The following is a 19,587-nucleotide window of genomic DNA, read 5'->3' as shown; positions in this document are numbered from 1 at the left end:
CCCCCACGTTCGAACAGTTCCGCACATCATCAACCATTCGCACGGTGAGGGGCAATGCCCTCACGGCACGACTGGCCGGCATGCGGCCGACCGTCGCGCGGCAGAGCGCCGCACGGTCGGGACGATTGCCCGAGGAACCGATGTCGTATCGTCACGAGAGTGCCCTCGTCGGCGAGCAGCGCCGACGCCAGACACCCCAGGAGCCACCCGTGACGCAGCAGGTGCCGCAGGTCCCGCCGACAGAAGCCGAGCTGACCGGAGTGCGCAATTTCCGGGACGTGGGCGGGCTCCCGACGACGGACGGGCGCCGCGTGGCGTTCGGGCGGCTCTACCGCAGCGGTCACCTGGCGCACGCCACGGAGCAGGACACGGCGATCCTCGGCGGGCTCGGCCTGCACACCGTCTTCGACTTCCGCAACGCCGCCGACCGGAGGCTGGACGGCCATGACGTCGAGCTGGCCGGGGTGCGCAATGTCAACATCCCGCTCTCGGACCCGGCCGACGGCGCGGAGTTCTGGCGGCTGGTCCGCGACGGCGACATCGAGCAGCTGCGCTCGATCCTCTCCGGCACCAAGGGCGCGGAGCGCATGATCACCTCGTACCGGTCGATCATCAGGGACCGCACAGCCGAGCACAGCCGGGTGCTGCACGCCCTGGCCGAGGACAGCGTCCCCGCCCTGATGCACTGTGCCGCGGGCAAGGACCGCGCCGGTCTCTCGATAGCCGTGTCGCTGCTCGCCGTCGGCGTGGAGCGCGACGCCATCGAGGCCGACTACCTCAAGTCCAACGACGCGCACCGCCGGTACCGGGTACGGCGCACCGACATGTCGGAGACGGGGATGTCCCAGGAGGTGCTGGAACTCCTGAACCCGCTGTTCGGCGCGCACGCCGAGTACCTCGCCGCGGCCTTCACCGCCATCGAGGAGACCTGGGGAACCACGGACCGCTACCTCACCGAGGGCCTGAAGGTCACCCCGGAGACCCGGGAGCGGCTGCGCGGACGCCTGCTGGACCCGGCGTAGGCGCTCCACTCCCCCCGGCGGACGGCATCGGACGGCGGATCGTTCCGGGCCGTGTCCGCGCGTTTCCGCCCGGCGGGCAGGACTACTTGTTGCCGCCGGCCACGGCGAACAGCAGGTAGAGGAAGCCCGCGATGACGTGTCCGGCCACCAGATACGCGAACAGCCGGATCACGACTCCGCGCGGCATCTTCCGCTCGTGCGGGTCGTAGTTCTTGGGCCGCTGCGGGGTCAGGGGGTCGTAGTGCTCGGAATCGGACATGACAGTCCTCTCTGCCGGCCTCACGGCCGGTGAAGCGAAGGATGGAGCAGGTGCGGCGACGGGGCCGACGGCCCGGTCAGCGCCGATGGATCCCGTTGCCGAGACACAGCTCGGCGGCGGGGCTCTGCATCAGTGAGTGGACGAAGAGGAGCTCCGCGCCGCCGCGGTCGACCGCCGCGATCCGGTGCGGGGTGAGCGAATCGAAGTGCGCGCTGTCGCCGGGGTCGAGGTCGTGCACCGTCTCCCCCAGGACGACCCGCAGCCGGCCGTCCAGGACGTACAGCCACTCCTCGCCGGGGTGGACCCGCACGAGATCGCCCTGGGCGCCGTGGGGCACTCTGACCCGCAGTGCCTGCATGGCACGGCCGGAGCCGCCCGCCTGCCGGTACATCCAGCCGTCGGCCTCGGCGCCATCGAAGCGGCCGCCGCGGACGATCGCGTCACGTTCGGGAGGCGTCTCGCCGAGCAGCTCGGAAACCGTCGTACCGTAGATACGGGCGAGCCCGAGCAGCATCGGCAGCGAGGGTTGCCTGCGGCCCGTTTCGAGCCGGGAGAGATGGGCCGGGGAGAGTCCCGCCCGCTGGGCGGCGCTCTCCAGGGTGAGACCGCGACCGCGTCGCAGTTCGCGCAGGCGGGGTGCGACGCCGGGAAGCTCGTCCGCCACCCCTCCGTCCGGAGGATTCATACCTTCATTGGGCCAGGAACTTTCCTCCGAGGCAAATTTCTTACCTCCGAGGCAAATCCCCCGGACGTCGGCCCGGTGACCGTCAGCGGTCGGCCGTCAGCGGTCGGCCGTCAGCGGCCGACGGACCTCGGCCGGCGGACCTCGGCCGGCGGTCCTCGGCCGGCGGTCAGCGGTTGGCGACGGCCTGCTTCACCAGGGTCCGCCCGAAGTCCCACATCAGCCCGCCACCGTTGTGCGCGTCGTCCATGACGGCGGTGAACGCCGCCACGAAGCGCTCCACCTCCGGCTCCCCGATGACCAGCGGCGGAATCAGCTTGATCACTTCCAGATGGTCGCCGGACACCTGTGTGAGGATGCGGTGCTTCCGCAGCAGCGGCACGACGACCATCTGTGCGAAGAGCCCCTTGCGGGCCGCCTGGAGCATGGTCCAGCGGCTGCGGAGCTTCAGCGAGGCCGGCCGGCCGAACTCGATACCGATCATCAGCCCGCGCCCGCGCACCTCGTGCAGCAGCTCGTAGCGGTCGACGAGGGCGGCCAGCCGCTCCCGCAGCAGATCGCCGGTGCGCCGGGCGTTCGCGACGGTCTCCTCGTCCTCCATCACCGCGAGCACGGCGAGCCCCGCCGCCATCGCCTGGGCGTTGGAGCCGAAACTCGCGGAGTGGACGAGGACCCGGTCCATGGACGAGTAGACGCGTTTGAAGATCCAGTCCTTGCCCAGGGTCGCCCCGACGGGCACATAGCCGCCGGAGAGCGCCTTGGCGACACAGACCAGATCGGGCTCGACGCCTTCCTCGTGCTGGTACGCGTAGAAGTCGCCGGTCCTGCCGAGCCCGGTCTGCACCTCGTCGGCGATGAGGAGCGCCTTGTGCTGATGCAGCAGTTCCTGCGCCGCCCGCAGGAAGCCCGGCGGCGCGGCGTGCACGCCCTTGCCCTGGACGGGTTCCACGACCAGGGCCGCCACATCGCCCCGCTTCAGCTCGCGCCGCAGGGCGTCGAGGTCACCGAGCTCGATCGCGGTATCGGGCAGCAACGGGGCGAAGCCGTCCCGGAATCCGTTCTCGCCGTTGACCGAGAGCGAACCGGTGGTGAGTCCGTGGAAGGCGTGGGTGCAGTAGAGGACCCGCGGTTTCCCGGTGGCGTAGCGGGCGAACTTCAGCGCCGTCTCGACCGCCTCCGTGCCGCTGTTGCCGAAGAAGACCCGGTCCAGATGCGGGCTGTGGGTGAGCAGTTTCTCGGCGAGCAGTCCCGGCAGCGGCTGGCAGTCGAAGCGGGTGAGGTCGGCCAGCGAGGCGTCCAGGACGTCGTGCAGGGCCTTGCGGACGACGGGGTGGTGCCGCCCCAGGCCCATCACCCCGAATCCGGCGAGCATGTCGAGGTAGTCGTTGCCGTCGGCGTCCCAGAAGTACGCGCCCTCGGCCCGCTCGTACACCTTGTCGAAGCCGATGGTGTGCAGCATCCGCGGCAGTTGGTGGTTGAGGTGCCGTGCGTGCAGCTCGTAGCGTTCGGCGCCGCGTTCCGCGAGGAGCCGCGTGAGGTCGAAGCCCCCGGATTCGCCGTCCTTCATCGCCCGTTCTCTCCTTCGGCAGGTCCAGCTGGGCCGCCGGCCCGGCCCGGACGCGCCACGAGGGGCGGCGCGTCCGGGCGGCCGGGCCGGCGGGACGGGGAGAACCGGCGTCCCGGTTCTCCGGCGGTCAGGACGTCACCGGTTGCCGGTGACGGTCTCCCGTGCGGCCCTCAGGGACTCCTTCAGCGACCCCATGGTGGCGAGCACCGCCGTGGGCTCGTATCCGCAGTGCGCCATGCAGTTGGCGCAGCGTGGGTCCTTGCCCCGGCCGTACTTCTCCCAGTCGGTCTCCTCGATGAGCTGACGGTACGTCGGGACGTATCCGTCGCTCATCAGGTAGCAGGGGCGCTGCCAGCCGAAGAGCGAGTAGTTCGGGATCGCCCACGCGGTGCAGGAGAAGTCCGCCTTGCCTTCCAGGAAGTCCAGGAAGAGCGGCGAGTGGTTCAGCCGCCAGCGGGCCCGGTTGCCGCCCGCGAAGGCCTTCTTGAACAGCTCGCGGGTCTGCTCGACGCCGAGGAAGTGCTCCTGGTCGGGTGCCTTCTCGTACGCGTAGGCGGGCGAGATCATCATCTCGTCGACCTTCAGATCGTCATTGAGGAAGTTGAGGACCTCGATGATGGTCTGCGGGGTATCGGTGTTGAAGAAGGTCGAGTTCGTGGTGACGCGGAATCCGCGGCTCTTGGCCTCCTTCATCGCCGCCACCGCCTCGTCGAAGACGCCTTCCTTGGCGACCGATTCGTCGTGCCGTTCTCGCAGCCCGTCGATGTGCACGGCGAAGGCGAAGTAGGGCGACGGTGTGAATTTGTCGAGCTTCTTCCGCATGAGCATCGCGTTGGTGCAGAGGAAGACGTATTTCTTCTTCGCGACGAGCTGACGCACGATTTCATCGATCTGCGGGTGCATCAGCGGCTCACCACCCGCGATGGAGACCATCGGCGCGCCCGATTCGAGCACCGCGCCGACGGCCTGGGCGACCGGCATGCGCTGTTTCAGGACTCCGGCCGGATGCTGGATCTTCCCGCATCCCTCACAGGCCAGATTGCAGGCGAACAAGGGCTCCAGCTCGACAATGAGCGGGAACTTCTCTCGCCTGCGGAGCTTTTGTTCAATGAGGTACGTCGCAACCTTGATGGACTGACGAAGCGGCATGGCCATCTGGCTCACCTCCTGGGGAGCAGCAAAGATCGGTGCCATTCATGGAAAGCCGGCAGGACGGCACGGAGAACGCGGAAGGCTGATATTCCACCGCGGACCGTACCGATGCGGACGAGCTCATGCTCTGGAGCGTCCACGACCACCCGTACGGCCGCAACCGGGCGTGGACCGTGGTGCAGGGCGGTGCGCAGTGTGGCGGCGGACTCCATGTCCACCGCGATGGCGCCGGTGGCCCTCAGCTCGGCCCGCTCGGGCCCTCGTACGACATGGTCGGAGCCGAACAGCGGCCCGGTGTGGACGGTGCGGCCGGGCACCGCCCTGGCGAGGGCCGCGACGAGCAGACCCGTGCCGGTGCAGACGGTGGAGCCGGTCGCGTCCCGGGTCTCCTCGGCGACGACCAGGTCCCCGGGGTGCATCCCGGGGGCCAGTCCGGCGCAGAAGCCGGAAGCGATGACCGCGGCGCCCCGCGCTCCGTCCCGGCCCAGCGAGCGCCCCATGGCCGTCTCGGCGGCCTTCGGGCCCATCCCGGTCCGGATGACGCTCACCGGGCCCGGGGCACCGCCGCCCCGGGCACTGCGCAGGGCGAGCTGTTCGATGCCGAGGGCGCAGGCGATCAGCAGCGGTGCGGCGGGCCCGGACGGCCTCGGTGCATCGCCCATCAGGCCCCCTCGCCGACGGACGTGCGGCCGGCGAACGGATCGCCGTACACATAGCGCCCCAGCGCGGTGAGCGGGAAGACCTGCCGGTAGAGGTGGTAGTTGATGGAGAAGTCCCAGGGGAAGCCGGTCCCGGTGAAGTACGGCTCGTCCCAGGAGCCGTCGGCCTGCTGGGTCTCGGACAGCCAGGTGACGCCACGGGTCACCGAGGGGCTGTCGTGTTCGCCCGCGGCGAGGAGTGCCAGCAGCGCCCAGGCGGTCTGGGACGCGGTCGACTCACCGTGTCCGATCCACTTCTCCTCCTGGTAGGAGCGCAGGTCCTCGCCCCAGCCGCCGTCGTCGTTCTGGACGGACTTGAGCCAGCTCACGGCCCGGCGGATCGACGGGTGACCCGCGGGCAGTCCGGCGGCGACCAGCGCGGGCACCACGGATCCTGTCCCGTAGACGTAGTTGACGCCCCAGCGGCCGAACCAGGCGCCGCACGCCTCCTGTTCGGCGAGCAGCCACTCGATGCCCCGCCGGGTACGGGGGTGCCGGGACCGGCCCTCCACGGCGAGCATCTCCACGACATGGCCGGTGACATCGGCCGACGGCGGATCGATGACCTCCCCGAAGTCGCAGAACGGCAGACGGTTGGGGAACGGGCTGGTGTTGTCCGCGTCGAACGCGCCCCAGGCCCCGTTGCGGGACTGCATACCGAGGTTCCAGCGCACTCCGCGCTCGATCGCGGCTTCCAGCCGGGCGGGGTCGGGATGCGCGACCCGGCGCAGCGCCAGGACCACTTCGGCCGTGTCGTCGATATCCGGATAGTTGTCGTTGTGGAATTCGAACGCCCAGCCGCCCGGCTTGAGTTCGGGCTTGCGCACGGACCAGTCGCCGGGCCGTGCGATCTCCTCGCCGAGCATCCAGTCGGCGGCCCTCACGAGCGCCGGGTGGTCGGGCGGGAGCCCCGCGTCGGCGAGTGCGATGGTGGCGAGGCAGGTGTCCCAGACGGGCGACTGGCACGCCTCGATCATGCGGGCGCCGTCCTCGCGCCACACGGCGAACCGGTCCAGCGAGGCGAGCCCGGCCCGCATCACCGGGTGGTCCAGGTCGTAGCCGAGCAGATGGAGGGCGATGATGGAGTAGACCGCGGGTGGCTGGATGCCGCCCCAGCAACCGTCGTTCTCCTGGCGCTCGATGATCCAGCGGGCCGCCGCGTTCATCGCGATGCGTCTCAACGGACGCGGCGCGACCTTGTGGTAGAGGTGCATCCCCTTGTCGATCCGCTGGAAGATCCCGTCCCAACTGGCCGCCGGAGCCATGCGTTTGGGAGGATTGGGGCGCGCGGGGTCGGTGTGCAGCTCGTCCAGGGCGAACGGCGCGGGCCGGACCGGCCGCTTCGCCGAGACGACGGTCAGCGGAACAATGGTCTGACGGGCCCAGCAGCCGAAGTCATAGATATTGAGTGGCAGCCACTTGGGAAAGAACATCAACTCGGGTGGCAGCTCCGGCAGGTCATCCCATTTCCACCAGCCGAAGAGGGCCAGCCAGATCCGGGTGAAGACCCGGGCGGCCGCGATGCCGCCCTGTTCCCTGACCCACCCGGCGGCACGCGCCATGTGCGGGTCGTCCGGCCGGTCCCCGGCCAGCCGCAGCGCCACGTACGCCTCGATGGTGGCGGAGAGGTCTCCCGGTCCGCCGTAGAATGTGGCCCAGGTACCGTCACCGAGCTGTTCGCCACGGATGAACCGGGCCGATGCCTGGACCGTGGCCGGGTCCTGGATCCCGATGAACTGACGGAGCAGCAGGTCCTCGGCGTCCATCGTGACGTTGGTGGCGAGGTCGCCCTTCCACCAGCCCTGCTCGTCCTGCCTGCCGAGGAGATGCTCCACCGAGCGTTCCGCGGCCCGCCGCGCGACGGCGAGTACGCCGTCCGCGGCGATGTTGGATTCGGTCGGATCGCCGTCCGAGGCTGCGCGAGGGTTCGCGGCTCCGGTGCTTCCGTCGGTCGTCGCTGTCATGGCTTCCCCTTCGTGCAGTGTGGTCCTCTGCTGTGCTGGGGTCTCCGTCGGCCGGCGCCCGGTACGGGCACCGGCCGGCGACTGCGAGTCATATGCGAATGGTGATCATCTCTTTCGTACGACGACGAAGTCGGCGAGCGCGGTGAGCTGCGCCCGTACGTGCTGCGGCATGTCGACACCGTGCAGCGCCTCGATGGCGACCGCATGCTGACGGCGGGCCTCCTGGGCGGTCCACTCGCGACCGCCCGCCTCCTCGATGAGTGCCGCGCGGGCGGCGAACTCCTCCTCGGAGAAACTCTCGAAGTCATTGCTCTTGGCGTCGGCGGCGAGCAGCTCGCCGAGACGCTCGGAGGCGGGGCCGCCCGCGGCGAGCGCGGCGACGACCGGCAGGGACTTCTTGCGCTGACGCAGATCGCTCCAGGTCTGCTTGCCCGTGGACTCCGGGTCGCCCCAGATGCCGAGCAGATCGTCGACCGCCTGGAAGGCGAGGCCCAGGTGGTAGCCGTACGCCTCCAGGGTGTCGGCGGTGCGGTCGTCGGCACCGCCGAGGACCGCACCGATGGAGACGGCACAGGCGAGCAGGGCGCCGGTCTTGTTGCCCTCCATCTCCAGGCACTCCTCGACGGTGACCCGCTCGCGGTGCTCGTAGGAGATGTCCTGGGCCTGCCCGTCGATGAGCTTGCGGGAGGCGGTGGTCAGCCGACGGGCCGCCCGGCCCGCCTCGACGGTGCCAAGTTCCAGCAGGATCTCGTTGGCGAGCGCGAAGAGGGCGTCGCCCACCAGGATCGCCTGGGCGGGACCGTGCACCTTCCAGACGGTGTCGCGGTGGCGGCGCTGCTCGTCGCCGTCCATCAGGTCGTCGTGCAGCAGCGAGAAGTTGTGCACGAGTTCGACCGCCACCGCGCCGGGGATACCGGCCTCGGCCGGAGCGCCCGCGGCCTCGGCGGACAGCAGGGCGAGCGCGGGGCGCACGGCCTTGCCGCCGTCGCCGTCGGCGGGCCGGCCATCGGCGTCGATCCAGCCGAAGTGGTAGGCGGCGACGGTGTCCATGGGCGGCGCGAGCCGGTCCACGGCAGCCCGCAGCACCGGCGCTGACAGGGCCCGTCCACGCTCCAGAAGCGCGGTGACGTCCGCGGTGTCTGCCACGGTGTCGAAAGCCGGATTCGCCGGGGTCACTGACTCTCCTCTTGTTCCGGTGGTACTGCTCATGCCGCCTCCTGCAGCGGATGTCCAAGGGTGCGACCGAGGTCCACGAGCGCGGCGTCGGCGGCGCTGACGCCACTGCGCACGGCGCCCTCCATCGTCGCGGGCCAGCCGGTGGCGGTCCACGCGCCCGCCAGGTGCAGGCCGGGGGCACGGGTGCGGGGTCCGGGTCGCAGCCGGCCGACGCCCGGCGCGGGCGCGAAGGTCGCGGTGCGTTCGCGGGTGACGAAGAAGTCGCGGATACCGGCCCCCCGGGCGGCCGGCAGGAGCCGTTCCAGTTCGGGCAGATAGCGGGCGCGCAGCTCGGCGACGGGCAGGTCGATCTCGTCCTGGGCCGCGGACTGGGAGACCGCCAGATACTGTCCGCCGCCGGTGAGGCCGGAGGATTCGGTGCGGTCGAAGACCCACTGGACCGGGGAGCCGAGCGCGGCGAAGAACGGCCGGCGCAGGACCTTGCGGTCGTAGACGACGTGCACGTTGAGGATCGGCGCGGAGTCGATGTCGAGCAGCAGCTCCGGCTCGTCCAGCGCGCCTTCGGGCAGCAGGCCGTGGGTCTCGGTCTGCGGCACGGCCAGGACGACGGTGTCCGCCACGATCCGTTCCCCGCCGCTCTCGACGGCCCAGCCGCCGTCCTCGGTGCGGCTCAGGGAGCCCACCTTGGCGCGCAGCTCGGTCCGTACCCCCGCGGAGTCGAGCGCCTTGCGGGCGAGGGTGTCGTGCAGTTCGCCGAGCGGCACGACGGCCCAGCCGATGTCGGCGGCGCCGGGCTCGGAGAGCAGACCGGTCTTGAAGACCTTCGCGGCGAGTGCCATGGAGGCGTTCGGCGCGGTCGCGTTCAGGGTGGCCACGCCGACGAGGTCCCAGAGCGCTTCGATGGTCCGCTGCGACTGGCCGTGCTGTCGCAGCCAGGTGGCGAAGTCGATCTCGTCGAGCGCGGGGTCGGCCGGATCCAGCCGCCCGAGCGCCAGCGCCGCCCGCCCGACGCTCGCCTTCTCGGCGAGCGAGAGGTGCGGGTAGGCCGCGAGCCCGGCGGCCAGGTGCAGGGGTACGGGGAGGTTGTTGCGGCGCAGCCGTCCCAGGCGGGGGCCCGCGGCCCGCCCGACATCGAGCACGGGCACGTCGAGGCGGTCCTGGAGGGGCGCCAGATGGGCGCCTCCGACCCGGTCCAGGAACCAGCGGTAGCCGGTGCAGCAGCGCAGATAGACGTGCTGGCCGTTGTCGACGGTCAGCTCGCCGCGCTGGAAGGAGAAGGCGAGTCCGCCGAGCCGGGGCCGCCCTTCGAGCAGGGTCACGTCAAGTCCGGCATCGGCCAGCCGGAGGGCCGCTGTGATCCCCGCGATACCGCCGCCGACGACCACCGCGCGGGAGCGCGGGCTCTCGTCGCTCATGCGTCCCCCTTTCGTGACCTCGTCGCCGCATCGGGCGCCGTCGGCCGGAACATCGGCATCCAGATCGTCGCAGTCAGGGACGCGCCGGGCCACCGGAGGGTTGCCCGGTGGCCGGGCCCGGTGCGGTCCATCAGGTCCGCCCCCTGGCCGTGAGCTTCGAGATGTGGCGGGCGTCGAGGCCCGACAGACCGCGCACCGCGACATACGCCTTCTCGTGGCCGGGCAGCGAGACCCGGCCGCGGAGCACGGCCTCGGGGTCGCGTTCGATCCGGTCCAGGAGGCGGCGGTAGATCCCGGCCATGGCGGCCACACAGGCTCCGCTGCGGCGGTCCAGCATCGGCAGCAGCCGGTAGCCCTCGGCGAACAGGGCGCGGGCCCGGCGGACCTCGAAGTGGATCAGACCCGCGAAGTCCGAGCCGGGCGGCGGAGTGGCCCGGTGGAATCCCGCGGAGCAGCCGAACTTGGCGAGGTCGTCGGCGGGCAGGTAGGTGCGCCCGTTGCCGGCGTCCTCGCGGACGTCGCGCAGGATGTTGGTGAGCTGGAGGGCGAGGCCGAGGGTGTCGGCGTACTCCGCGGCGCGGTCGGCGCCGGGTGCGCCCGGCTCGGTACCGAAGACGCCCAGGCTGAGCCGCCCGATGGCGCCCGCGACACAGCGGCAGTAGATCTTCAGGTCGTCCCAGGTCTCGTACGTCGCGCCGCGCACATCCATCAGCACGCCGTCGATCAGCTCGTCGAGACCGCCCAGGGGCAGCGGGAAGCGCCGGGCGGCGTCGGCGAGCGCGACGGCCACCGGGTCGGTGTCGTCCTCGTCGACGGCGCCGTTGCGGATCCGGTCGAGCAGCCCGCGGGTGCTCTCCAGCCGGGTCCGCTTGATCTCCGGGGCCAGCTCACCGTCGCCGATGTCGTCGACCCGACGGGAGAAGGCGTACAGCGCCGACATGGCCTGCCGCTTCTCGTACGGCAGCAGCCTGATGCCGTACGCGAAGTTACGCGCCTGCTGTCCGGTGACGGCCTCGCAGTAGCTGTATGCGGCCTGTACCGGTGCCGACATGTACGTCGTCTGTCCCTCCACGGTCCGGCTCATCCCTCTCCACGCGCTCTTCGCAAGACGACTCCCACTTCGCGCAGCAGGCTGGGCTTGGTGGGTCTGGGCGGTCCGGGCAGTACGTCGAACCCGGCGGCCGAGATCGCCGTGAGGGCGGAGCGCCCTCCGGCGACGAATCCGGCGAGGAGCAGCTTGAGTCTGCCGTGGACGCTGCCCACCAGCGGGGCGCCCTCGTCCAGCAGTTCTCGCGCACGTTCCGCTTCGTAGGCGACCAGGGCACGTACCGATGCGCCCGCGGAGGGCAGCGCCAGGTCGGATTCGCTGACATGGAACCGGGCCATGTCCTCGGCGGGCAGATAGATCCGGTCACGGCCGAGGTCCTCGGCGACGTCCTGGAGGTGCTCGACGATCTGCAGGGCGGTGCAGACGGCGTCGGAGCGGCGGATCCGTTCGGGACTGGCGGTTCCGGTGATCGCGAGGACCAGGCGGCCGACGGGGTTGGCGGAGAGCTCGCAGTACGCGCTGAGCTCCTCGTACGTCCCGTAGCGGCGGATCTTCTGGTCCTGCCGGTTGGCCTCGATGAGGCCGAGGAAGGGCTCGGGGGTGAGCGCGCGGCGCCGCACGGTGGGGCGCAGGGCACGCAGCAGCGGGTGGCGCGGACCGTCGCCCGTGGTGGCGAAGACCCGGTGCAGATCGGCCTCGAAGGCGTCGAGCATGGCGAGCCGGTCGTCGGTCTGCGCGGGGTCGAGGCCGAGGTGGCGGGCGTCGGCACCGCCGGGGGCGAGATCGCCGTCGCCGATGTCGTCGACGAGCCGGGCGTATCCGTAGACCGCCATCAGATCGTCGCGCCAGGCGCGGGGCAGGAAGAAGGGGGCCACGGGGAAGTTCTCGTCCGCGGCCTTGTCGAGGGTGCCGGTGGCGGCGGCGTCGTGGCGCGCCTGCCGGGTACGCGTCACCGCGTACCGCCCGGCGCGGAGACGGCCGAACCACGTCGGAGCTGGAGATCTTCCGTCATTGCCGTCACATCTCCCGTTCTACACTGCCGACCCAAAACATCCCTTTTCGGACACGCCGCTGCTCCTCCCGAGTGCACAGGCGCACCGCGGGTGTCGTGCCGAGGGGGTATCGCCCCACTTGCCACGAATCAGCACCGGTACAGCTTACGTTGTACAGCTCACAGAGCGGCGCCGGGGTGCGGCACGCCCGGCGCGTGCACCTCTCCGCCCGTCAACCTTCCCCGTACTCAAGGGAATTGACCTCATCCGGCGGGAGGAGATCGTCCGGGAACCGTACTGCGTATGGTCTCCCGGACCGGTGCGCGTCGCCGTGGCGGCCGGCACGGACACCGCGGACACCGCCGTGGCCTCCGCCGGAGTGTTCCGGAGGAGGCCACGGGGAGTGCGGGAGACTACTTGCCGGTCTCGCGCTCGTACGCCTTGAGGACTTCCTCGGTCGGGCCGTCCATCAGGAGCTCGCCCTTCTCCAGCCACAGCACCCGGTCGCAGGTGTCCCTGATCGACTTGTTGTTGTGGCTGACCAGGAAGACGGTGCCCGCCTCCTTGCGCAGTTCACGGATCCGCTCCTCCGAACGGATCCGGAACTTGCGGTCACCGGTGGCCAGCGCCTCGTCGATCATGAGGACGTCGTGGTTCTTGGCGGCGGCGATCGAGAAGCGCAGCCGCGCGGCCATCCCGGAGGAGTACGTCCGCATCGGCAGGGTGATGAAGTCACCCTTCTCGTTGATGCCGGAGAAGTCCACGATGCTCCGGTAGCGCTCGCGGATCTCCTCGCGGCTCATGCCCATGGCGAGTCCGCCGAGCACCACGTTGCGCTCGCCGGTCAGGTCGCTCATCAGCGCCGCGTTCACACCGAGCAGCGAGGGCTGACCGTCCGTGTACACCATGCCGGACTCGGTCGGCAGCAGTCCGGCGATGGCCCGCAGCAGGGTCGACTTGCCCGAACCGTTGGTGCCGATGAGCCCGATGGCCTCGCCCCGGTAGGCGGTGAAGGAGACACCGCGTACGGCGTGCACCTTCCTCACCCCGCGCGGCTCGCCCTTGCCGCGGCGCACCATGCGGCTGAGCGCGGCGGTGGCGCTGCCCCTGCCGCCTCCCGCGCCGTTGACGCGGTACACGATGTGCACGTCGTCGGCGATGACGGTGGGAACATGACGTCCCTGCGTGTTGTCCTCAGCCACGGCCGTACCGTTCCTCTGCCTTCCAGAAGTACACGAAGCCCACGATGCCCACGAGCAGCGCCCAGCCGAGCCCGACCGCCCAGACGTGCTGCGGCAGGTTCTCGGAGCCGTACCCGTCGATCAGCGCGAAGCGGACCAGGTCCATGTAGATGGCCGCCGGGTTGTACTGGAGCACGTCCGCGATCCACGCCGGCTTGTCCGCCAGCATCACGGGGATGGAGAACATGACGCCCGACGCGTACATCCACGTCCGCATGACGAAGGGCATCAGCTGCGCCAGGTCGGGGGTCTTGCTGCCGAGCCTGGCCATCACCAGCGCCAGACCGGTGTTGAAGAAGAACTGCATGGCCAGCGCGGGAATGACCAGCAGCCAGGAGAGCGTGGGATAGCTGCCGAAGCCGACCGCCACGAGCACCAGGACGATCATCGAGTACAGCAGCTGCTGGAGCTGCTGGAGCGAGAAGGAGATGGGCAGCGAGGCACGGGGGAAGTGCAGGGCCCGGACCAGCCCGAGGTTGCCGGAAATGGACCGGACCCCCGCCATCACCGAGCTCTGGGTGAAGGTGAAGACGAAGACGCCGGTCACCAGGAACGGGATGAAGATCTCCTGGCTCATCCCCTTCCGGGTCCCCAGGATCAGGCCGAAGATCAGGAAGTATACCAGGGCGTTCAGCAGAGGGGTCGCCACCTGCCACAGCTGGCCGAGTTTGGCCTGGCTGTACTGGGCGGTCAGCTTCGCCCTGGAGAAGGCCATGATGAAGTGGCGTCGGCCCCAGAGCTGCCTGATGTATTCGAACAGCCCAGGCCGGGCGCCGCTCACGGTCAGGCCGTACTTGGCGGCCGTCTGGGCCGCGCTCAGCCCCTCGTCGGCGGACGACAGGGTGCCGAGGGCTACCCCACCGTCGTGGGTTGTGTCACTCACAAGTTGAAACTCTCGTCTTCAAGATGCGCAGCCAGTCGCGGGCGCGGCTCAGGCGGACAGGTCCCGGAAAGAAGAAATACGCCTCATGCTCTCAGAGGAAAGCCTCTCAGATCACGGGAGGTCGGCCCAGCCTCGTCAGCCGCCATACCGTACGCCACTTCATGGGGCGCCGCGGCCCGCAGGGCTTCGCCCAGCCTTCCCGGAAACCGCCGATCCACGCCTTGAGCGCGGGCCCGGAAGGTCTGCGCAGCAGGGTCAGCAGCAGCCAGACCCCGACGTACACGGGGACCAGCGGCGCGGGCAGGTTCCGGCGGGCGAGCCAGACCCGGTTGCGGGCCACCATGCGGTGGTAGACCGCGTGCCGCGAAGGTGCGGTGGTCGGATGGTTGAGCACCATGTCCGCGCGGTAGTCGATCATCCAGCCGGCGTCCAGCGCCCGCCAGGCCAGATCGGTCTCCTCATGGGCGTAGAAGAACTCGTCCGGCAGCGCGCCGACCTCGGCGATCACCTGGGTGCGTACGGCGTTGGCGCCGCCCAGGAAGGTCGTCACGCGCGAGGAGCGCATCGGGTCGGAGGCACGGAGCCTGGGCACGTGCCGGCGCTGGGTGGCGCCGGTGTCCGGGTCGGCGATCCGGAAGGTGATGATGCCCAGCTTCGGGTCCGTGTCGAACGCCCGCCGGCACAGCTCGGCGGTGTCGGTGTTCGGCAGCAGGCCGTCGTCGTCGAGGAAGAGCAGGCCGTCCACGTCGGCGCCGGAGGGTCCGAACGCCTCGATGCCGACGTTGCGGCCGCCGGGGATGCCCAGATTCTCGGGCAGCTCCACCGTCCGTACACCGGCCGGGACGTCCGGGACCGGGGCGCCGTTGCCGACGACCACCACCTCGATCCGGTCACCGTCCTGCGCGGTGACCGAATCCAGGAGGGCGCGCAGCTCGTCGGGGCGGTTGCCCATGGTGATGATGACCGCGCCGAGTTTCATGGGAGAGCTCACTTCAACCTGCTGGAAGCGAGCACGGACACGAGGTGGAGCAGGGTCTGCAGGAGAGCGATCCCGGCCAGGACGGCGACGCCGAGCCGCGAGAAGAACAGGTCGTCCCGGACGCTGTCCGCGATCGCCGCGGCGAGGATCAGCAGCGACGCCTCGACGCCGAGGACCAGCCGGTGGAACTTCAGCGCCGCGGCGGCCCTGCGGGCCAGCGCCATTCCGGACGAGCGCGGCTCGGAGGCCGTCTCCTTCACCGGCGGCATCCCGCCCTGGTGACGGGCGACACCGACCAGGTCGGTCTCGGCCTTGATCAGGATCGCGCCGAGCGCGGCCAGGGTTCCGAGGAAGGCCCACAGCCAGTCGATCCGCCCCTCGCCCCAGATGTCGGCGGCGCGCAGGCCGAAGCCGACCAGGACCGCGGCGTCGCACAGATACGCGGCGACCCGGTCCAGGTAGACCCCGGCGAGCGAGTACTGCTTCTTCCAGCGGGCGATCTCGCCGTCGACGCAGTCGAGCAGCAGATAGAGCTGGACCATCAGCACGCCGAGCAGGGCGCCCGTGATGCCCGGTACGAGCAGCGCCGGGGCCGCGAGGGCACCCGCGACCGTCATCACGTAGGTCAGCTGGTTGGGCGTGACCCGTGTGTTCACCAGATGCCGGTCGATGCGCAGGGAGACCTCGCGCATGTAGAGCCGGCCGGCCCAGTGCTCGCCGCTCCGCCGGTCCTTCACACCCGGGGGGTGAACGACCGGTCGAAGCTCAGCTACCGATGGCTTTTGCATAGTCTGCGTAAGCGTCCTTGATCTGGTCGGTGGACAGGTTGAGGTGTTCCAGGATCGTGAAGCGTCCCGGACGCGTCTGCGGGGCGTACTCGACGGCGGTCACGAACTCGTCCGCCGTGAAGCCGATCTCGTCCGGCAGGACCGGCAGGCCGTGGCGCCGCAGTACCGACGTCATCAGCAGCGCCTCCTGACGGGCGCCGCGCAGATGCATCGCGAAGCAGGCGCCGAGGCCGACCTGTTCGCCGTGGCTGGCCGCCCGCTGGGGGTACAGCAGGTCGAAGGCGTGGTTGATCTCGTGGCAGGCGCCGGAGGCCGGCCGGGAGTCCCCCGCGACCGACATCGAGATACCGGTCAGCACGAGCCCTTCGGCCAGCACCTTCAGGAAGGCGTCGTCGCCGACCCCGCCGGGGTGGCGCAGCACGGCCTCGCCGGCCTGCCGCGCCATGGCGGCCGCGAGACCGTCTATCTCCTCGCCGTTGACCTCGTGGGCGAGCTCCCAGTCGGCGACGCAGGAGATGTTCGAGATCGCGTCGCCGATGCCGGAGCGGACGTAGCGGGCGGGCGCCTCACGGATGATGTCGAGGTCGATCACCACGGCGATCGGGGTGGGCACCCCGTAGGAGCCCCGCCCGTTGTCGTTGTCCAGCGTCGCCACCGGCGAGCACAGACCGTCGTGCGAGAGGTTCGTCGCGACGGCGACCATCGGCAGTCCGACGCGCGCCGCGGCGTACTTCGCCACGTCGATGATCTTGCCGCCGCCGAGGCCGACCACGGCGTCGTACCGGTTGCCCTTGATGCCGTCGGCGAGCTTCACCGCCGAGTCGATCGTGCCGTCGGACACCGGGTACCAGTCGGCACCCGGCAGGACCGGAGCGAGCCTCTCGCGCAGGGCGCGCCCGGAACCGTCGCTGATCGCGACGGCGAGCTTGCCCGAGGAGGAGATCCGCTGGTCGGCCAGCAGGCCCGCCAGATCGTCCATGGCGCCGCGCCTGATGTCGACGACGACCGGGGACGGAATGAGCCGGGTCAGTACTGGCACGCGATCTCACGGCCCTTCGCGAGGTCGTCGTGGTTGTCGATCTCGACCCACGTCACTTCGCCGATGGGGGCCACGTCGACGGTGAAGCCGCGGTTGACGAGCTCCTGGTAGCCGTCCTCGTAGTACAGGTCGGGGTCGCGCTCGAACGTCGTCCGCAGCGCGTCGGCCAGCTCCTCGGCGGCCTCGGGCTCGATGAGCGTGACGCCGATGTACTCGCCGGTCGCGGTGGCCGGGTCCATCAGCTTGGTGATCCGGCGGACACCCTTGCCGTCCTCGGTGATGACCTTCATCTCCTCGTCGGCGAGGTTCTTCACCGTGTCGAGGGCGAGGATGATCTTCTGGCCCTTGCCGCGGGCGTCCAGGAGGGTCTTCTCGACGGAGACCGGGTGCACGGTGTCGCCGTTGGCGAGGATGACGCCCTTCTTCAGGACCTCACGGGCGCACCACAGGGAGTAGGCGTTGTTCCACTCCTCGGCCTTGTCGTTGTCGATGAGGGTGAGCGTCACGCCGTACTTGGCCTCGAACTCCGCCTTGCGGTCGTAGACCGCCTCCTTGCGGTAGCCGACCACGATCGCGACCTCGGTGAGCCCGACCTCGGCGAAGTTGGCCAGCGTGAGGTCGAGGACCGTCTTGTCGCCGTCCACAGGGACCAGCGCCTTGGGCAGCGTGTCCGTGTAGGGGCGCAGACGTCGTCCTGCACCGGCTGCCAGTACGAGGCCGATCATGCGAGTTCTCCTTCGTCGTGTACGGCGGGGGCCGAGGAGGACACCCAGAAGCGGATGGACTCCACGAGCACCACCAGAGCCACGGCCACCGCGAGCGCGGTGAGAGCCGTGGTGAAACCTGAATGCTGAGTCAGTACGGCGGCGAGCACGGCCACCAGCGCGGTCCGGCCCTCGTGCCCACCGATCGTCCGCACCAGCCACTGGGGCGGCGCGCCGGTGCCGCCGCGGATGCGGTACACCGTGTCGTAGTGATGGTAGGCGACGGCCGACACCAGGCCGAAGGCCGCGGGAACGGCGTGCGGTACGTCGCTGCGGGCGGCCAGGATCAGGATCGTGCAGTACTCCGCGGCCCGGAAGACCGGCGGGACCAGCCAGTCGAGGACGCCCTTGAGCGGACGGGCGACGGCGATGCCGGAGAGGACCGTGTAGATCCCGGCGGCGGCGACGGTCAGCCAGCTGCCGAACGGGAGGAGGAGGGCTCCGCCGACCATGACGAGCGCGCCGAGGAGGGCGAGCGCGGGAGCGGTGAAGGTGCCGCCCGGCCGGGGGATCACGGCGCCGACGGCCTGTGCGAGCGGCCCGGAGTCGGCCAGGTCGGCGAGGGCCCGTGCGGCACGGTCGGTGCGCCGGGCCTTGCGGGTCAGCGAGCGCAGCAGCCGGCCGGCCGTGGTGTAGCAGGCGGCCAGGGCGCAGCCGATGAGCAGGGCGTAGAAGACGATCCGCGGGGTGGTGACGGCCGTGAGGACGGCGATCATCGCCCATCGCTCGCCGATCGGCAGGACTATCATCCGGCGCAGCCAGACGGTCCAGCCGACGCTGTCGAGCCTGTCGGACAGGGCGGCGGTGGGGCTCGTGTTGGAGACCGCGTCGTGATTGGCCTCGTTGAACGAGAAGTCGACGACATGCCGGCATGCCTGGAGCACCATCGCGCCGAGTGCCAGCACCCAGACGTCGTCGCCGCCGCGGGCCGCTCCGAGGGCGAGGCCCGCGTAGTACGCGTACTCCTTCGCCCGGTCGAACGTGGCGTCCAGCCAGGCGCCCATCGTCGAGTACTGGAGCGAGTAGCGGGCGAGCTGCCCGTCGGTGCAGTCCAGGACGAAGGAGAGGAGCAGCAGCACTCCGGCGGCGACATAGCCGCCCCGGGTGCCGGTCGCCGCGCTGCCGGCCGCGATGAGCGCGGTGATCAGCGAGGCGGTGGTGACCTGGTTCGGGGTGAGGCCGCGGCGTGCGCACCAGCGGGCGATGTAGCGGGAGTACGGGCTGATGAAGAACGTGGTGAAGAAGCCGTCGTGGGCCTTCACCGCGTTGCGCAGCCGTACGGCCTCGTCGTCGACCGAGGCGACGGCGGCCTCGGCGGCCGTCCGCTGCTCGGGTCCGGTGGGGACGGCGGCGGCGAGCGAACCGAGTTCGGGGCGCTGCACGGCGATGCCTTCGGCGTCCAGCGCGACGGCGAGTCGGCCGGGCACGCTGCGGTCCTCGGCGTCCTGCCGGTCGTCGGGGGACCCCACGGGGCTGCCCGCGCCGACCGCCGCGACGGTCCGGTGCAGGGCCCGGACGAGCGCGGCACGTGCCTCCGGCTGCGCGGTGAGCGCGCCGGGGACGGTGGCCGCGGCGAAGCGGGGGTCGGTCAGTCCGAGCCGGAGGGCGTGGCGGTGCCCGACGAAGCGGGGGTCGACGAGCGCGACGCGGCGGCTCGCGGGAACCGCCGCGAGCAGCTGGGCGGCATTCGTGGCGTCGGTGGCTGTTTGTACCTCGAAGCCGAGTGACCGCAGATCGTCCGCGAGCGACGATCCGGGTACCGGCGCACCGGTGAGGATGGCGGTCGACAGACGAACTCACTCCTTGGTACTGGCGTGGACGGCGCGCGACAGTGCGGCCCTGAGGCGGACCGGCGGCGCGTCGGCTGAGGCTATCGGATGAACGGAAGACCGAGTTCACCGCCCGTTTGTGCTCCGTT

The 19,587-nt window shown here is 70.6% G+C and carries 18 protein-coding genes; 1 reads left to right on the top strand and 17 read right to left on the bottom strand.

The window, feature by feature from the left end; genetic code table 11:
* The first annotated feature begins 209 nt into the window (after positions 1-209).
* Complete coding sequence (locus OG251_RS34345; protein WP_326680756.1) at positions 210-1,022, top strand: tyrosine-protein phosphatase; 813 nt, start codon at positions 210-212, stop codon at positions 1,020-1,022.
* 82 nt (positions 1,023-1,104) lie between these two features.
* Here OG251_RS34345 and OG251_RS34340 read toward each other — a convergent pair whose 3' ends face one another.
* From OG251_RS34340 to OG251_RS34260, 17 genes are all read right to left on the bottom strand, one after another.
* Entirely contained in the window at positions 1,105-1,281 is a 177-nt protein-coding gene (locus OG251_RS34340) for a DUF6126 family protein (protein ID WP_198953040.1), read from the bottom strand.
* Between the two features lie 76 nt (positions 1,282-1,357).
* Entirely contained in the window at positions 1,358-1,966 is a 609-nt protein-coding gene (locus OG251_RS34335) for a helix-turn-helix domain-containing protein (protein WP_326680755.1), read from the bottom strand.
* A 166-nt stretch (positions 1,967-2,132) separates the two neighbouring features.
* On the bottom strand, positions 2,133-3,530 hold the full coding sequence (locus tag OG251_RS34330) for an aspartate aminotransferase family protein (RefSeq protein ID WP_326680754.1): 1,398 nt from the start codon (positions 3,528-3,530) through the stop codon (positions 2,133-2,135).
* Between the two features lie 135 nt (positions 3,531-3,665).
* Entirely contained in the window at positions 3,666-4,685 is a 1,020-nt protein-coding gene (hpnH, locus tag OG251_RS34325; RefSeq protein WP_326680753.1) for an adenosyl-hopene transferase HpnH, read from the bottom strand.
* Positions 4,686-4,690: 5 nt separating this feature from the next.
* Complete coding sequence (locus OG251_RS34320) at positions 4,691-5,344, bottom strand: phosphorylase family protein (RefSeq protein ID WP_326680752.1); 654 nt, start codon at positions 5,342-5,344, stop codon at positions 4,691-4,693.
* Positions 5,344-7,344, bottom strand: a complete 2,001-nt coding sequence (gene shc, locus OG251_RS34315; protein WP_326680751.1) for a squalene--hopene cyclase — start codon at positions 7,342-7,344, stop codon at positions 5,344-5,346. Before shc ends, OG251_RS34320 begins: the two co-directional genes overlap by 1 nt.
* Before the next feature lie 105 nt (positions 7,345-7,449).
* A complete protein-coding gene (locus OG251_RS34310; RefSeq protein ID WP_326680750.1) occupies positions 7,450-8,553 on the bottom strand; it encodes a polyprenyl synthetase family protein in 1,104 nt (367 codons plus the stop codon).
* Positions 8,550-10,028 carry a hydroxysqualene dehydroxylase HpnE gene (gene hpnE, locus OG251_RS34305; protein WP_442818396.1) on the bottom strand — a complete coding sequence of 493 codons (1,479 nt, stop codon included), beginning with the start codon at positions 10,026-10,028 and terminating at the stop codon, positions 8,550-8,552. Before hpnE ends, OG251_RS34310 begins: the two co-directional genes overlap by 4 nt.
* Before the next feature lie 37 nt (positions 10,029-10,065).
* Entirely contained in the window at positions 10,066-11,019 is a 954-nt protein-coding gene (hpnD, locus tag OG251_RS34300; RefSeq protein WP_326680748.1) for a presqualene diphosphate synthase HpnD, read from the bottom strand.
* A complete protein-coding gene (gene hpnC, locus OG251_RS34295) occupies positions 11,016-11,936 on the bottom strand; it encodes a squalene synthase HpnC (RefSeq protein WP_326680747.1) in 921 nt (306 codons plus the stop codon). Before hpnC ends, hpnD begins: the two co-directional genes overlap by 4 nt.
* 452 nt (positions 11,937-12,388) lie before the next feature.
* Entirely contained in the window at positions 12,389-13,177 is a 789-nt protein-coding gene (locus OG251_RS34290) for an ABC transporter ATP-binding protein (RefSeq protein WP_326680746.1), read from the bottom strand.
* Entirely contained in the window at positions 13,170-14,099 is a 930-nt protein-coding gene (locus OG251_RS34285; RefSeq protein WP_073719743.1) for an ABC transporter permease, read from the bottom strand. The genes OG251_RS34290 and OG251_RS34285 overlap by 8 nt, the downstream gene beginning before the upstream one ends.
* Positions 14,100-14,205: 106 nt before the next feature.
* On the bottom strand, positions 14,206-15,078 hold the full coding sequence (locus OG251_RS34280) for a glycosyltransferase family 2 protein (protein WP_266813224.1): 873 nt from the start codon (positions 15,076-15,078) through the stop codon (positions 14,206-14,208).
* A gap of 8 nt (positions 15,079-15,086) precedes the next feature.
* Positions 15,087-15,866, bottom strand: coding sequence for a CDP-alcohol phosphatidyltransferase family protein (locus OG251_RS34275; protein ID WP_326680744.1), 780 nt, complete (start codon positions 15,864-15,866; stop codon positions 15,087-15,089).
* Complete coding sequence (locus tag OG251_RS34270) at positions 15,844-16,905, bottom strand: iron-containing alcohol dehydrogenase family protein (RefSeq protein ID WP_073719746.1); 1,062 nt, start codon at positions 16,903-16,905, stop codon at positions 15,844-15,846. Before OG251_RS34270 ends, OG251_RS34275 begins: the two co-directional genes overlap by 23 nt.
* A complete protein-coding gene (locus tag OG251_RS34265) occupies positions 16,893-17,630 on the bottom strand; it encodes a phosphocholine cytidylyltransferase family protein (protein ID WP_326680743.1) in 738 nt (245 codons plus the stop codon). Before OG251_RS34265 ends, OG251_RS34270 begins: the two co-directional genes overlap by 13 nt.
* Positions 17,627-19,402 (bottom strand): DUF5941 domain-containing protein, encoded by a 1,776-nt coding sequence (locus OG251_RS34260; RefSeq protein WP_326681515.1) that lies wholly within the window; start codon positions 19,400-19,402, stop codon positions 17,627-17,629. The genes OG251_RS34265 and OG251_RS34260 overlap by 4 nt, the downstream gene beginning before the upstream one ends.
* Positions 19,403-19,587 lie beyond the last annotated feature (185 nt).

The organism is Streptomyces sp. NBC_01237, from assembly GCF_035917275.1.
Classification (GTDB): domain Bacteria; phylum Actinomycetota; class Actinomycetes; order Streptomycetales; family Streptomycetaceae; genus Streptomyces.
Note: the sequence above shows the minus strand (reverse complement) of the source record. Positions and strands in the feature narration are given on the sequence as shown.

Bases quoted from the DNA above. Each gene is read 5' to 3' on its own strand.
- OG251_RS34340 (WP_198953040.1), bottom strand. From the start codon at position 1,281: ATGTCCGATTCCGAGCACTACGACCCCCTGACCCCGCAGCGGCCCAAG.
- OG251_RS34335 (WP_326680755.1), bottom strand. From the start codon at position 1,966: ATGAATCCTCCGGACGGAGGGGTGGCGGACGAGCTTCCCGGCGTCGCA.
- OG251_RS34330 (WP_326680754.1), bottom strand. From the start codon at position 3,530: ATGAAGGACGGCGAATCCGGGGGCTTCGACCTCACGCGGCTCCTCGCG.
- hpnH (WP_326680753.1), bottom strand. From the start codon at position 4,685: ATGGCCATGCCGCTTCGTCAGTCCATCAAGGTTGCGACGTACCTCATT.
- OG251_RS34320 (WP_326680752.1), bottom strand. From the start codon at position 5,344: ATGGGCGATGCACCGAGGCCGTCCGGGCCCGCCGCACCGCTGCTGATC.
- shc (WP_326680751.1), bottom strand. From the start codon at position 7,344: ATGACAGCGACGACCGACGGAAGCACCGGAGCCGCGAACCCTCGCGCA.
- OG251_RS34310 (WP_326680750.1), bottom strand. From the start codon at position 8,553: ATGAGCAGTACCACCGGAACAAGAGGAGAGTCAGTGACCCCGGCGAAT.
- hpnD (WP_326680748.1), bottom strand. From the start codon at position 11,019: ATGAGCCGGACCGTGGAGGGACAGACGACGTACATGTCGGCACCGGTA.
- OG251_RS34280 (WP_266813224.1), bottom strand. From the start codon at position 15,078: ATGAAACTCGGCGCGGTCATCATCACCATGGGCAACCGCCCCGACGAG.
- OG251_RS34275 (WP_326680744.1), bottom strand. From the start codon at position 15,866: ATGCAAAAGCCATCGGTAGCTGAGCTTCGACCGGTCGTTCACCCCCCG.
- OG251_RS34265 (WP_326680743.1), bottom strand. From the start codon at position 17,630: ATGATCGGCCTCGTACTGGCAGCCGGTGCAGGACGACGTCTGCGCCCC.